This window comes from Halomonas sp. AOP43-D1-4 (assembly GCF_052446175.1).
Classification (GTDB): domain Bacteria; phylum Pseudomonadota; class Gammaproteobacteria; order Pseudomonadales; family Halomonadaceae; genus Vreelandella; species Vreelandella citrativorans.
Genome location: NZ_JBQSVY010000010.1, coordinates 141312 through 154588, shown reverse-complemented (window position 1 = coordinate 154588; position 13277 = coordinate 141312). Strand labels below are relative to the sequence as shown.

At 54.4% G+C, this 13277-nt stretch carries 14 protein-coding genes and 4 tRNA genes; 11 read left to right on the top strand and 7 right to left on the bottom strand.

Annotation, left to right across the window (positions count from 1 at the left end; all coding sequences use genetic code 11):
* Positions 1 to 30: 30 nt before the first annotated feature.
* From recR to grxD, 4 genes are all read right to left on the bottom strand, one after another.
* Positions 31 to 636 carry a recombination mediator RecR gene (recR, locus tag ACT3RQ_RS12845; protein ID WP_172117068.1) on the bottom strand — a complete coding sequence of 202 codons (606 nt, stop codon included), beginning with the start codon at positions 634 to 636 and terminating at the stop codon, positions 31 to 33.
* 3 nt (positions 637 to 639) lie between these two features.
* Complete coding sequence (locus ACT3RQ_RS12840) at positions 640 to 966, bottom strand: YbaB/EbfC family nucleoid-associated protein (protein ID WP_172117069.1); 327 nt, start codon at positions 964 to 966, stop codon at positions 640 to 642.
* A 60-nt stretch (positions 967 to 1026) separates the two neighbouring features.
* Positions 1027 to 3117, bottom strand: a complete 2091-nt coding sequence (gene dnaX / locus ACT3RQ_RS12835; RefSeq protein WP_444680604.1) for a DNA polymerase III subunit gamma/tau — start codon at positions 3115 to 3117, stop codon at positions 1027 to 1029.
* Between the two features lie 153 nt (positions 3118 to 3270).
* Positions 3271 to 3621 (bottom strand): Grx4 family monothiol glutaredoxin, encoded by a 351-nt coding sequence (grxD, locus tag ACT3RQ_RS12830; protein ID WP_172117071.1) that lies wholly within the window; start codon positions 3619 to 3621, stop codon positions 3271 to 3273.
* 209 nt (positions 3622 to 3830) lie between these two features.
* On the opposite strand from grxD, the gene argF reads away from it, so the two are divergent.
* Positions 3831 to 4751 carry an ornithine carbamoyltransferase gene (gene argF / locus ACT3RQ_RS12825; RefSeq protein ID WP_444639506.1) on the top strand — a complete coding sequence of 307 codons (921 nt, stop codon included), beginning with the start codon at positions 3831 to 3833 and terminating at the stop codon, positions 4749 to 4751.
* A 157-nt stretch (positions 4752 to 4908) separates the two neighbouring features.
* On the opposite strand, the gene ACT3RQ_RS12820 is transcribed toward argF, so the two are convergent.
* Positions 4909 to 4984, bottom strand: a tRNA-Ala gene (locus ACT3RQ_RS12820).
* 180 nt (positions 4985 to 5164) lie between these two features.
* Here ACT3RQ_RS12820 and uvrY point away from each other — a divergent pair.
* From uvrY to nadB, 7 genes are all read left to right on the top strand, one after another.
* Entirely contained in the window at positions 5165 to 5815 is a 651-nt protein-coding gene (gene uvrY / locus ACT3RQ_RS12815; RefSeq protein WP_087106657.1) for a UvrY/SirA/GacA family response regulator transcription factor, read from the top strand.
* Positions 5816 to 5857: 42 nt separating this feature from the next.
* A complete protein-coding gene (uvrC, locus tag ACT3RQ_RS12810) occupies positions 5858 to 7672 on the top strand; it encodes an excinuclease ABC subunit UvrC (RefSeq protein ID WP_444639505.1) in 1815 nt (604 codons plus the stop codon).
* 97 nt (positions 7673 to 7769) lie between these two features.
* The gene (gene pgsA, locus ACT3RQ_RS12805; protein WP_087106661.1) at positions 7770 to 8318 is read left to right on the top strand and encodes a CDP-diacylglycerol--glycerol-3-phosphate 3-phosphatidyltransferase; all 549 of its coding nucleotides are present in this window, start codon (positions 7770 to 7772) and stop codon (positions 8316 to 8318) included.
* Positions 8319 to 8401: 83 nt separating this feature from the next.
* A tRNA-Gly gene (locus tag ACT3RQ_RS12800) sits at positions 8402 to 8476 on the top strand.
* Positions 8477 to 8561: 85 nt separating this feature from the next.
* Positions 8562 to 8635, top strand: a tRNA-Cys gene (locus tag ACT3RQ_RS12795).
* 36 nt (positions 8636 to 8671) lie between these two features.
* Positions 8672 to 8758: transfer RNA gene (locus tag ACT3RQ_RS12790), tRNA-Leu, on the top strand.
* A gap of 157 nt (positions 8759 to 8915) precedes the next feature.
* Positions 8916 to 10514 (top strand): L-aspartate oxidase, encoded by a 1599-nt coding sequence (gene nadB, locus ACT3RQ_RS12785; protein ID WP_444639504.1) that lies wholly within the window; start codon positions 8916 to 8918, stop codon positions 10512 to 10514.
* Here the strand turns inward: nadB and ACT3RQ_RS12780 are convergent.
* Together ACT3RQ_RS12780 and ACT3RQ_RS12775 are read right to left on the bottom strand one after the other, a co-directional pair.
* Positions 10491 to 10889, bottom strand: coding sequence for a hypothetical protein (locus tag ACT3RQ_RS12780; protein WP_444639503.1), 399 nt, complete (start codon positions 10887 to 10889; stop codon positions 10491 to 10493). The genes nadB and ACT3RQ_RS12780 overlap by 24 nt on opposite strands.
* On the bottom strand, positions 10849 to 11142 hold the full coding sequence (locus tag ACT3RQ_RS12775; RefSeq protein WP_441678765.1) for an FAD assembly factor SdhE: 294 nt from the start codon (positions 11140 to 11142) through the stop codon (positions 10849 to 10851). Before ACT3RQ_RS12775 ends, ACT3RQ_RS12780 begins: the two co-directional genes overlap by 41 nt.
* Positions 11143 to 11354: 212 nt before the next feature.
* Between ACT3RQ_RS12775 and ACT3RQ_RS12770 the strand changes: the two genes are divergently transcribed.
* From ACT3RQ_RS12770 to lapB, 3 genes are all read left to right on the top strand, one after another.
* Positions 11355 to 11651: an integration host factor subunit beta gene (locus ACT3RQ_RS12770; protein ID WP_172117076.1), complete on the top strand. Its 297-nt coding sequence runs from the start codon at positions 11355 to 11357 to the stop codon at positions 11649 to 11651.
* A gap of 112 nt (positions 11652 to 11763) precedes the next feature.
* On the top strand, positions 11764 to 12069 hold the full coding sequence (locus ACT3RQ_RS12765) for a lipopolysaccharide assembly protein LapA domain-containing protein (protein WP_087106669.1): 306 nt from the start codon (positions 11764 to 11766) through the stop codon (positions 12067 to 12069).
* A complete protein-coding gene (lapB, locus tag ACT3RQ_RS12760) occupies positions 12070 to 13269 on the top strand; it encodes a lipopolysaccharide assembly protein LapB (RefSeq protein ID WP_444680603.1) in 1200 nt (399 codons plus the stop codon).
* The last annotated feature ends 8 nt before the right edge of the window (positions 13270 to 13277 follow it).

The window sequence follows — 13277 nt, the reverse complement described above, 5'->3', positions numbered from 1 at the left end:
AACCGCGATTGCGCTTGCAATGTTGATGGGTTAATCGCTGGTAAAGGGCTGTCGGCCATTAAACGCACGGCTTAAGGTACCGCCATCGACATACTCAAGCTCACCACCCATAGGAACACCATAAGCTAAACGTGAAAACTTCACGCCGTAGTGGGCCAATTGAGCGGCGATATAGTGCGCGGTTGCTTCACCTTCGACGGTTGGGTTGGTCGCCAGTACAATTTCTTCGATATGGCCTTCTGCTACACGCGTTTCCAACTGCTCAAGCCCAATCGCGTCAGGACCGATACCATCCAGAGGCGACAAGTGCCCATGAAGCACAAAATAGCGGCCCTGAAAGCCGCCCGCTTCCTCAATCGCCAGCTGATCAGCGGGTGACTCAACCACACACAATAAGGCATCGTCGCGGCGAGGCGTTTCGCATATCGCGCAAATATCTGCTTCGGTCAGTGTGCGACAGCGCTGACAGTAGCCGACCTCGTCAATCGCTTTTTGAATAACCGAAGCAAGACGCTGACCGCCTGCCCGCTCACGCTCAAGCAAATGCATTGCCATACGTTGGGCCGTCTTCGGCCCAACCCCTGGCAACACACGAAACGCATCCATCAGTTGTTCAATAAGAGGAGAGAATCGCATTACTTAGAACGGCATCTTGAAACCAGGCGGCAGGTTCAATCCAGCCGTTGCTTCTTCCATCCGAGCTTTAGAGTTTGTTTCAACTTTACGTACAGCATCATTCACCGCGGCGGCTAAAAGATCTTCAAGCAGCTCTTTATCTTCTTCCATTACGCTTGGATCGATGCTGACCTGGCTCACGTCATGGCGTCCGTTCATGGTGACTTTAACCATGCCTGCGCCGGCTTCACCGTATACTTCTGACTGAGCGGCTTCTTCCTGAATGCGCTGCATTTTTTCCTGCATCTCTTGGGCTTGCTTCATCAAGTTGCCCATTCCACCTTTCAACATGGTGTTCTCTCCTGGCTAATTAAAGACGGGGTTGTTAAAAAACGAGTATCCGGTGCAGTGCTAACGCTTGGCGGCCGCGGGCTTGACGGTTGATTCTATCAGCGTCGCACCAAACGCCTGCTGTAACTTCTGTATATTGGGATCGTGGTTCAAGAGATCAACAGCCTGCGCATGCTGCTCTTGATTCAACCGCTCTTCGCGCTGACGCGGTGTCTCACTCTGTGTCGACAGCTCGGCCACCACGAATTCGACCCGGCGCGGCACCCCTTGTTCACTTAATGCGCGTTCGATGCGCGTTTTGTGAATCTCTGCCTGCATGGCCGCCTGGCTTGGATCCAAGCGCAGCGTCAACGTATTGCCATCGTCGCTCTCCAGCAGACAGTTCGCCGCCAAACTGCGCGTTAAGCCGCCCAAGCCTAAAGAATCAAAGCATAGCAGCCATTTTGCATGGTCCAGCACTTCATTGCCGATGTCAGCGATGGGCGCTGTCTGCTCAGGGGCTGGCACGGCTTCTGACTCAGAGGTTGATACCGGCGCTGAAGCCAACACAGCCTCTGAAGCGGGTGCTTTGCGAACACTTGGCGAAGGCACTTCCGCTTGGCCGCTTTCATGTGCTTCGGCTTGCTCTACGTCATCAAGCGACCATGGCGGCGGCATTGGGCTATCCGCGGCAGCTGCCTCGTTATCGTCTGCTTTATACCCTGTTGAACCCATCCGTATTTCGGGACTATCGCCAAGCGCTTCCCCTTCAACACGTGCATCAGGCGCTGGCTGCTGGGCATGTTTTTTTTCGAGCTCTGCTTGCGGCGTGTCTATATAGTCTGTGTCTGCCTTTGGCTGATCCCCAGCCCCAGTTACGGGAGCATCGGATAGAGAGCTAACCGCAGACGCTTCGGGCTCTGATTGAACATAATTGCTGGCCGAGGCTGAAGCAGGTGACTGAGTCGCCGTACTGGCTGGCGCTGCGCTCTGCCCCACGCTTTGACTTCCCTCCGACCCTGTTGGCTCAGCACGCAGCGGTAGCGGCGTGCGGGGCGGCTTGGGCACGCCCTGCGGCCGGAATGCCAGCATGCGCAGTAGCGTCATTTCCAGCGCACTGCGCAAGTCAGGCGCGTGTGCCATATCGCCTCGGCCTTGAAGCCCTATCTGGTAGTAGAGCTGAATATCTTCAGCGGTAAAGCGGCTGGCGAGCTGTAAAATAGCCTCTCGATCACCATGACTGTTATCCACGGCGTCCGGCACCATTTGGGCAACGGCAAGACGGTGCAAAATAGCCGACAGCTCGTCTAGCACGGCAGCAAAATCAGGGCCCTGTTCTGCCAATTGTGCTACTTCAGCCAGCAGTTGCTGCACATCTACATCCGCCAGCGCGCTTACCAGCGCTAAAATATGCCGGTGATCCAGGGTTCCCAGCATCGCCGCTACATCGACATGGCGGACGGCGCCCTGCCCAAAGGCAATCGCCTGGTCGGTCAGACTCATGGCGTCACGCATTGAGCCTTCAGCTGCTTTGCCTAATAGCCATAGCGCGCTTTCATCGAAGGCCACGCCCTCTTCACCCAGTACATAGGTGAGATGCTCAACAACTCGCTCAGGCGGCATGTGTTTAAGCGTGAACTGAAGGCAGCGCGACAGCACCGTTGCAGGCAGCTTTTGCGGATCCGTAGTGGCAAGCAGAAACTTAACGTGAGGGGGCGGCTCTTCCAGCGTTTTCAATAGCGCGTTAAAACTGCTGGTTGAAAGCATGTGCACCTCATCAATCAGGTACACCTTGTAACGCCCCTGGGTGGGCGCGTACTGCACGTTATCCAGTAATTCGCGGGTATCTTCTACCTTGGTGCGCGACGCCGCATCGACTTCGATCAAATCGACAAAACGCCCTTCATCAATGGCTACGCAGCTATCGCACTGACCACACGGTGTTGAGGTAATGCCCTCATCGCCGCGCCCGTTAGCCGTGCAGTTCAAGCATTTGGCCAATATACGTGCAAGCGTGGTTTTACCGACACCGCGGGTGCCAGTAAATAAATAGGCGTGGTGAAGACGCCCCTGGTCAAGCGCATTGACCAAGGCGCGCTGAACATGGGCCTGACCCACGAGTTCGTGGAATGTACGTGGTCGCCACTTGCGGGCCAGAACCTGATAGCTCATTGAGCAATACTTCCTTCGGCGGGCTGTCCTGATGATGCATCTTTCAATAACAGCAGGTGCCACAATGCGTGATAAAACGCCATTCTAGCGGCTACGCCGCAGCCCGCCAACCGCCCGAGCGGGGAACTCGGGCGTTATCGTTAGGCGTTATCGTTAGGCGTTATCTGCACCATCTTCCGCACCTGCCCGCTGGGCAGCTTCTTTAACCAGCTTTTCGAGCTCGCCGTTTTGATGCATTTCCACGACAATATCGCAGCCACCGACCAGCTCACCTTCAACCCACAGCTGCGGGAAAGTAGGCCAATTGGCGATTTTAGGCAGCTCAGCACGGATATCCGGGTTATCCAAAATATTAACGAACGCAAAGCGCTCACCGCAGTTCATCAAGGCCTGGACCGTCTGGGCTGAGAAGCCACACTGCGGCAGCTGAGGCGAGCCTTTCATGTAAAGCAAAATGGGATTTTCGCTGATTTGACGCTGAATATTTTCGGCTGTTGTGCTCATAAAAGTACTCCTTAAGTAAAGAACTAGCGCAACGAAGGTCAGTATACGCACGAAATAAACCGTAGATCACCCAGGCGCCTGACGCCTGCCTTAATACCTGAGTACGGTACTCGGCCTTAATCTTTGGAGGCCATTCTACGCGTGCCGTTCGCGTTGCGCATCCCCCGCCGCCTCGCTAGGATGGTGTTTTTACGCGGAGAGAAGCAACCATGGCGACACGCCATTTCCTTACCCTGCTGGATTTGACGCCTGATGAACTGAGTTATTTGATTCAGCGTGCCATTAAAATTAAAACAGATCTTAAAGCCAACGGGCCGGAGTATGCGCCGCTGGCGAACCGAACGCTGGCGATGATCTTTGAAAAATCGTCGACACGTACACGCGTATCGTTTGAAACCGGCATGGCGCAATTTGGCGGGCACGCGCTGTTCTTATCTCCGCGCGACACTCAGTTAGGGCGCGGCGAGCCAATCGAAGACACCGCTCGCGTGCTTTCTGAGATGGTCGATGCCGTTATGATCCGCACCTTCTCTCATGCAGGCCTTGAAACCTACGCCAGCGCCAGCAGCGTTCCCGTCATTAACGCGTTAAGCGATGACTATCACCCCTGCCAGCTACTGGCCGACGTGATGACCTGGACCGAGCTACGCGGAAGCGTTAAGGGCCGCACCGCCGTCTGGATTGGCGACGGTAACAACATGTGTCACTCGTGGATTAACGCGGCGCGCCAGTTTGATTTCCATCTGCGCATTTGCTGCCCGAAAGGCTACGAACCACGCGCCGACATCATGGAGGCCGCTGGGGATCACGTCACACTAATGCACGACCCGCAGGCAGCCGTTCAGGGCGTAGACCTGGTGACCACCGATGTTTGGGCGTCCATGGGTCAAGAGGAAGAGCAGGCCAAGCGTGAAGCGGATTTTGCCGGTTTCCAGGTCACAGAAACCATGCTGGATCAGGCGCAAAGCGATGTACTGTTCTTGCACTGCCTACCTGCACACCGTGGCGAAGAGATCAGCCATACGCTGCTTGATGACCCCCGCACCGTGGTATGGCAAGAAGCTGGAAACCGCTTACACGCGCAAAAGGCGTTAATCGAGTTTTTACTGCTTGGCCAGATTAGCGAATAAACCCGCATCAATAGCCACCAAAGAACCCTGTTTGGTGGCTATTGATATTGATGGCTTGCATCAGATGGCGAGTTTTAGGCAACCATCACCCAAGAGCCATTGATACACGCATACGAAAAAGCCTCGCTATGAATAGCGAGGCTTTTTCGATTAATTCTGGTGGAGCCTAGCGGGATCGAACCGCTGACCTCAACACTGCCAGTGTTGCGCTCTCCCAGCTGAGCTAAGGCCCCAATGCCGTCGCCCTTACGGACTAAGCGAGGCGCATGCTATTATGAAACCGGACCAAGGTCAAGAAACCATTCAAATACGCGTTTGCTAATTCTACTTTATAGTCAGCTGTGGCACTCTATGGGTCAGCGTCAGAGGCTACCTTCTGAGCCCACTATGTTTCCACGCAGGAGCCAGCCCCCTTGATCAACGTTCTAATCGCCGATGATCATCATCTGGTAAGAACCAGTATTGCTCATCTGCTAAATGAAGAGAGCGATATCAAAATTGTCGGTGAGGTCGACGATGGCGAAAGCGCAGTCACCCAGTGCCGTCATTTAAAACCGGACATTGTCCTGATGGACATACGCATGCCGGGGATAGGCGGGCTGGAAGCAACGCGCCGCATCCATCGTACGATGGAAGATATCAAGGTACTGATCTTAACGGCGCACATGGAAGACAGTGTACTACGCCGCATGTTGGAGGCTGGCGCATCCGGGTTTTTAAGCAAGGGCGCCGGCGCAACAGAAATGACCGATGCGATCCGCCAGGTATTTCATGGTCGTCGCTACGTCAGCCAAGAGATAGCCCAGCGCTTGGCCTTGTCTCACTTTACTAACGAAGACAACCCGTTTAGCCACCTCTCCCATCGCGAGCTACAAATTGCATTAATGATCGTCAACTGTCAGCGCGTTCAGGATATTTCTGACCGTTTGCATTTGAGTCCCAAAACCGTGAATACATACCGCTATCGGCTATTTGATAAACTTCAGGTGGCCACCGATGTCGAACTGACACACCTGGCACTACGTCATGGGCTAGTGGATGGCTTTGACGCCAGTCAGGGATAAACCTAACATCCTTAGCCACTCCTCGGCGTTCGATACGGTGCAATGACATTTAATGCAAAACAGTTTTTAAGCTCGGCAAGCACCTCCCCCGGCGTTTACCGTATGCTTGACGAACACAGCGATACGCTCTATGTAGGCAAAGCGAAACGCTTAAAAGCCCGCCTTGCCAGCTATTTTCGTGGCCAGTTGAACACTAAAACGCAGGCGATGGTGGCACGGATTGCGGATATTCAAATCACCGTAACCCGCAGCGAAACCGAGGCACTGCTACTTGAGCAAACCCTGATCAAGGAGCTTCGCCCGCCCTACAATATTTTATTACGGGATGATAAGTCCTACCCGTTTATCTTCGTCACCGACCGCCACAACTATCCCAGACTTGAATATAAACGCGCACGTCAACGGCGTGACGACGGCCGCTACTTGGGCCCCTATCCTAGCAGCGGCGCGGTACGCGAAAGTCTGTCACTCATGCAGAAAATCTTCCGCATTCGCAACTGCGAAGACAGCGTTTTTGCCCATCGCTCTCGTCCGTGCCTACAGCATCAAATCCAGCGCTGTAGCGCCCCTTGCGTAGACTACATTGCAAAAGAGGATTACCGCCGCGACGTTGAACACGCCGTTATGTGTCTGGAAGGCAAAAGTGAGCACGTAACCCAAGCGCTGACCGAGGCGATGGAAGCCGCCAGCCAAGACCTGGATTTTGAGGAGGCTGCCCGCTTCCGTGACCAGATACAGCAATTACGCCAGCTACAGCAGCGCCAATTTGTCGATAACCAGAACGGCGATGCCGATATTTTCGCGCTCGCCCAACGGCCAGGCGCGCTAGGCGTTTCGGTGTTAAGCGTTCGCGATGGACGCATGCTCGGCGCCCGCCACCATGCGCCCAAAAACGGTCTGGACCTTTCCCCAGAAGCCCTACTGACCGAGGTGGTGAGCCAGTACTATTTTGGCCAACCGCATAACGTGCCCAGTGAAGTCATTACCAGTCATGTGCTGGATGACAGCGACCTGATTGCCGAGGCGCTCACACAGCAAGCGGGCAAGCGTATTCGTGTGACAAGCCAGGTACGCGGGCATCGCGCCCAGTGGCAGCAGCTGGCGATGACCAATGCTGAGCAGCAGTTAGCGTCTCAATTGGCGAACCATACACAGCTCACCCAGCGCTTTGCAGCGCTTCAGAAAGCGCTGGGCCTTGAATCCATGCCCGAACGGCTTGAGTGTTTCGATATCAGCCATAGCCAGGGTGAAGCCACCGTGGCCTCCTGCGTGGTCTTTGACCATCAAGGGCCGCGCAAGAGCGACTATCGCCATTTCCGCATAGAAGGCGTGGCGGCGGGCGATGATTACGCCGCCATGCAGCAAGCGCTGACGCGAAGGCTGAAACGCGTAGAAAGCGGCGAAGCCATCGCTCCGGATATTGTGATTGTCGATGGCGGCAAAGGTCAGCTTAATATGGCCCGCGAGGTGCTCAACCAACTCGGCATTACCACGATCATTTTGCTAGGCGTTGCCAAAGGCACCACACGCAAAGCCGGGCTTGAGACACTTTTTTTGGAAACATCGGATAACCCACTTCCCTTGGACCCCGCTTCCCCTGCTCTGCACTTGATTCAGCATATTCGGGATGAATCGCACCGTTTTGCAATTGCAGGCCACCGAGCCCAGCGCGACAAGGCCAGGCGCACTTCTACGCTGCAAGACATTCCCGGCATTGGCCCTAAACGGCGCCGTGAGTTGTTACGTTTTTTTGGCGGATTGCAAGGTGTGCAGAAAGCGAGCCGCGCCGAGCTGGCAAGAGTCCCAGGCATTAGTGCCGCACTTGCAGAGAGTATTTATTTGGCCCTGAATGGATAAACCACCATTGGGCATAGATGCTAGTCGCTAAGGCGGATAGAATAGCCTTTACTACATTTCGAATTTAATGACTCTCCGGTAAGGATCGCCAGCCGCGATGAATATACCCAACGTACTTACACTGGCAAGAGTTGCCTTTATTCCCTTGCTCGTTGTGCTGTTCTACTTGCCTTTTAACTGGAGCATGCCGCTGGCGGCTGGCCTTTTTGCGCTAGCCTCGATGACCGATTGGCTAGATGGCTATTTGGCCCGCCGCTGGAATCAGTCAACACCCTTTGGCGCTTTCTTAGACCCAGTGGCCGACAAACTAATGGTCGTTGTGGCACTCGCGCTGTTGATTGAGCGCTACGATACACTCATTCTGACCTTGCCTGCGCTTGTCATTATTGGCCGTGAAATTGTGATATCGGCCCTACGCGAATGGATGGCAGAAATGGGCAAGCGGGGCCTGGTCGCGGTTTCCTGGATAGGCAAGCTTAAAACCACGCTCCAGATGGTGGCCCTGCTGATCCTTTTGGCGCTGCCGCCCACACATGAAATCGCCCTGCTGGGTGTGGTAGTGCTGTACGTCGCTGCGGCCTTAACGCTTTGGTCCATGATCCAATATTTAAAGGCTGCCTGGCCGCACCTTAGCCGCTCCATGTAAGCAGTTGATTCCTCGAAGGGGATGTTTGCATCATTGAGGATTGACAACCGCTCAACGATGCGTATAATTCGCCCTCGAGTCGAGCGGGAATAGCTCAGTGGTAGAGCATCGCCTTGCCAAGGCGAGGGTCGAGAGTTCGAATCTCTTTTCCCGCTCCAACTTGGATTGTGCGGCAAGCAGGTTAGGTCGAGAGCTGGAACGCCAGCCCGGTCGAATCTATCTTCCCGCTCCATCGACTCTTTAGGCTGGATGGCAGAGTGGTTATGCAGCGGACTGCAACTCCGTGTACGCCGGTTCGATTCCGACTCCAGCCTCCACTTTTGTGTTAAGTGCAACGATACACCAATTGCACTGCCCGGATGGCGAAATTGGTAGACGCAAGAGACTTAAAATCTCTCGGAGGTAACTCCGTGCCGGTTCAAGTCCGGCTCCGGGCACCATTGCTTTTATCTTCCCTTATGACTTTATTATCTGCGAGATCATTTTGATCGACGCGGATTTTTTTGCGTCTATACATCGTCAACGACTAATGACTACGCTATGCGCTTACCTTTTATGCGCCATAGCGCCAGATAGCAAAAACAAGGAGCGGGCCGCATGAGCACGCCAACAACGGATGTATTAATTATTGGCGGCGGCGTCGCCGGGTTAACCCTCGCCCTGGACATTGCCGACCACCTGTCGGTGACACTGGTAAATCCAGCCCACAATGATAAAGGCGCCAGCCGATGGGCCCAGGGTGGCATTGCAGCGGTGCTCTCCCCCGAAGACAACCTGGAAGCGCATATTCGTGACACACTTGTAGCCGGTGACGGGTTATGTGATGAGCAGGCTGTACGTTTTACCGTTACACACGGCCCGGCGGCCATCCAATGGTTAATTGATCGAGGGGTACACTTTACCCCGGACCCCGCCCCTGACGCTTGCTATCCGTATCACCTGACCCGTGAAGGCGGCCATAACGCCCGGCGTATTATTCATGCTGACGACGCCACGGGACGCGCTGTGGTAGATACCCTGCAAGACAAAGTCGCCGCGCATGCCAATATTACCCTGCGCCGCGATATCACTATTTTAGGGTTACTCCAAAACTGCCACGGGCACTGCACAGGTGCCTATGGCATCGATACAGAGCGACAACGGCAAACACTCACCGCGACTTACACCACGCTAGCCACCGGGGGCGCTAGCGGCCTTTATCGCCATACCACAACCCCTACCCCCGGTAGCGGCGAAGGCATGATGATGGCTGCGGAGCTTGGCGCGCGATTAATGAATCTGGAGTTTCAGCAGTTTCACCCGACCAGCCTGTATGATCCTGACGGCCCCGCGTTTTTAATTAGCGAAGCCGTACGTGGCGAAGGTGGTTACTTGCTCAATGAAGCCGGTGAGCGGTTTATGCCAGCCATTGATCCTCGCGCAGAACTTGCTCCCAGGGACGTTGTTGCGCGAGCCATCGATGCTCAAATTCAGCAAAGCACCCAAGGGCACGTATGGCTGGATATCCGCCACCTTGGTGAAAAAGCCATTCACCACCACTTCCCAACCATTTTGGCACACTGCGCCTCACGCGGGATTGATATCATCCAGCAACCCATCCCCGTCGTCCCCGCCGCCCACTATAGCTGCGGGGGCATTACCACCGATCATCAGGGCGCGACAGGCATACCGGGGCTTTATGCAGTCGGTGAAGCTGCCTGTACCGGCCTACATGGTGCCAACCGCATGGCCAGCAACTCACTATTGGAGTGCCTGGTGTATGCGCGTAGCTGTGCAAGCGCACTTCGAGAACAACATCTCAACGAATGGCACGCGCCGCCCATTACGCCCCTACCACCGTCCGCCCGGTTATTAAGCGTTGAAGAGCAGGACCTACTGGCTCAATGGCGCCACGAGCTACGTACCACGATGAGCCAACAGGTGTCGATTGTACGCAGCAACTCAGGATTGGCTGCCGCCCATGAGCAGTTGGCGTTATTGGATAAGCGTTTGGAACGCTTAGGAGCCGGCCAGTTTCAACCTGAGTACATGCAGTTACGTCAAGCAATCAGGCTGGCTCAACTAACCGTTATCGCTGCATCGAAACGGCATGAATCACGCGGGCTACATTACTCTATGGATTGGCCGTCTCACCTTCCCGCCCCTGCGATTTCTTGTTTAACGCTAGCGGATTTAATGCCCGGCACGGTGGTATAAGCGGCGCAACAAACGGTGATGATGACGAGAGAAACTATCGGGCCACAGCCAGAGCCGCTGTGGCCCCACCCACAAGCCCACCAACCAAGGCCCCAGGTAATCACAGCGAACCACCACTTCATCGCTCAGCTCTCCATAGGGCTTTCGCCAACGGCCATAAATAGCCGTATCACGCTTGCTTAGATAAAGCACGCCATGGACTTGCCTATGCAGAGTACGCCATAGCAAAAGGCTGATGACAAGGGTAATGCCGCTGCCTACCCAAAGCCCCAATACCCAGTAGCTCAACGAACAGAGCCCCATCGCCAAACCCGAGTGAAGCAGGCCTGCCGTTTTAGAGGGTACGATAGGCAGAATTATCGGTGTTTTCTGCATGCTCAACGATCATTTTCACCATATGCTTTAACGCTGGGTCTTCAGGCCATTCACGGTGCATGAGCCAAACAAACAAGTCCTGGTCTTCTTCTTCAATTAGGCGCTGATAAATCAACTGCTCCTCTTCGCTAAGTGTGTCAAAGCGTTTTTCTAAAAACGGGATCAGCAACAGATCAAGCTCCCACATACCGCGACGCGAATGCCAGTAGAGTCGCTTACGTAGCACGGCTGCTGGGGATGTATCGTCGTTCAAGGTCAGCCTCTTTCATTGGTAAAATGAAGCGTCAGTATACCTAAGCTAAAGGGTCGCGCCAGCGCCAAGCTTCGCCTATGCTGTTATTCAGTCTAGTACCTTGTTTTATCTGAATTGTTTAATATCAATTTGCACAGTATGCTGAATTCGAGGTTATCAAGGTCAGCCGCTATTATTAACGGCAGCCTTCACCGTTTACAGGGAGCCAACCGATGACAAAATCTGAACTAATCGAACAAATCGCGATGCGTCAACCGGAGCTATCCGCCAAAGAAGTCGAGACGGCGGTACGTATTATACTGGATGATATGACGGACGCTCTTTCCAGCGGCGGTCGTGTGGAAATACGTGGCTTTGGCAGTTTCTCACTGCATTTCCGTGAGCCGCGTACTGGCCGTAACCCCAAAACGGGCGATCCGGTCGAGCTGGACGGTAAATATGTACCGCACTTTAAGCCCGGCAAAGAGCTGCGCGAACAGGTAGATGCCAGTCGTGCGCTGGGTTACTAACACAGAGCCCGAAGCCACCATACTTTGATAATCTGTGACTGTGGGATGACGTCGCGCCAAGACTCATACACAATAGGGTCATACTGCGAACGTCACTGACTAGGAAACTCTCATGCGTTGGATTAAAGGGCTGATTCTCGCCATTATTTTGCTGGTTGTTCTACTGGTAGGCATCTTGTTTGCCGTCAACAATCAGCAAACCATTGCCTTGAATCTGATCTGGGTTGAACTCCCCCCCATCACACTCTCGGTATGGCTGCTGGCGACATTAACGTTTGGCGTCATACTCGGCATGCTCGCAATGATGGGGGTATACGTACGGTTGAAAGCACGTCTTGCACGCAGCGAGCGCCATAACAAACAGCAGCGCAAAGAGCTTGATCGTTTACGCACCCAGGAGTTTAAGGAACTAGCGTAAATGCATGATGTCATGCTGCTAGGGCTACTATTGGTAGCGATTGCCATAGGCTTCGGGCTAGGCATTCGATACGCTGCCCAGCACCACCGGCGAGCGCCAACAGCGCCGCCTTCTCAACTGTCGCGCGAATATTTCGTTGGGTTAAATTACCTGCTGAATGAGCAACCCGATGAAGCCATTAACACATTTATCAGTGCACTTGATGTTAATAGCGATACGGTAGATACCCATATCGCGCTGGGTAAGCTCTTTCGCACGCGTGGCGAGGCAGACAAAGCCGTCAGTATTCACCAAAACCTGCTCGCACGCCCGGCCCTATCGCATGGCACCAACGAACGCATCCAGCTTGAGCTTGCGCGCGATTTTATAGCGCCAGGTGTTCATGACCGTGCCCAGAGACTGCTGCACTCGCTGCTTGAGCAATCCACCGACGATGATCGCCGCTATGCGGCCAAGCAGCTACTGGTGGATCTTCTGGAGCGCGAAAAGGAGTGGCAAACCGCTTTAGAGGTGATCCAGCCCCTGCTAAAGCAGCACCCAGGTATGCGGCGCCCAGCGTCACACTGGCTATGCGAGCTGGCCATAGAAGAGATCCAACAATCCAGCCGTGCGCTCGCGAAAAAGCATCTAAAAAAAGCCTTACTGCTGGATGAACGTTGCATTCGCGCCACACTACTGTTGGCGGATCTTGAGATGGATAACGGCCACTATGGCCGCGCGATAGAACGTCTTGACCATATTCCTGAACAGGATGCCGCGCATATCCCAACCATGCTGCCAACCCTTCAGCGGGCCTATGCGCGTAACGACGATATAGCAGGTCTGGAGAAGCACTTATACCGTCTACTGGGCCAGGCACCTTACACCAGCGTTATCGTGACGCTCGGCGAGCTTATTCACCAGCGGGATGGCGTGGATACCGCCATTGAGTTAACCGGAAACTGGCTACGTGATGCGCCGAGCCTTGGCGGGTTGGACTATCTGCTGGATCTGTATGTCGAAAGCCAGAAGCTAAGTGGAAGAACGGCGCCGGACACTCGCTTATCACTGCTTAAATACCACACGGATGCGCTTTTAAAAGATCGTCCACGCCATCAATGCAGGCGCTGTGGTTTTACAAGTGATGCCCTTGCCTGGCAGTGCCCCAGTTGCCGCCGCTGGGGCACTACCAAGCCGATTACCGGTGTAGAGGGCGAGTAGCCACATAC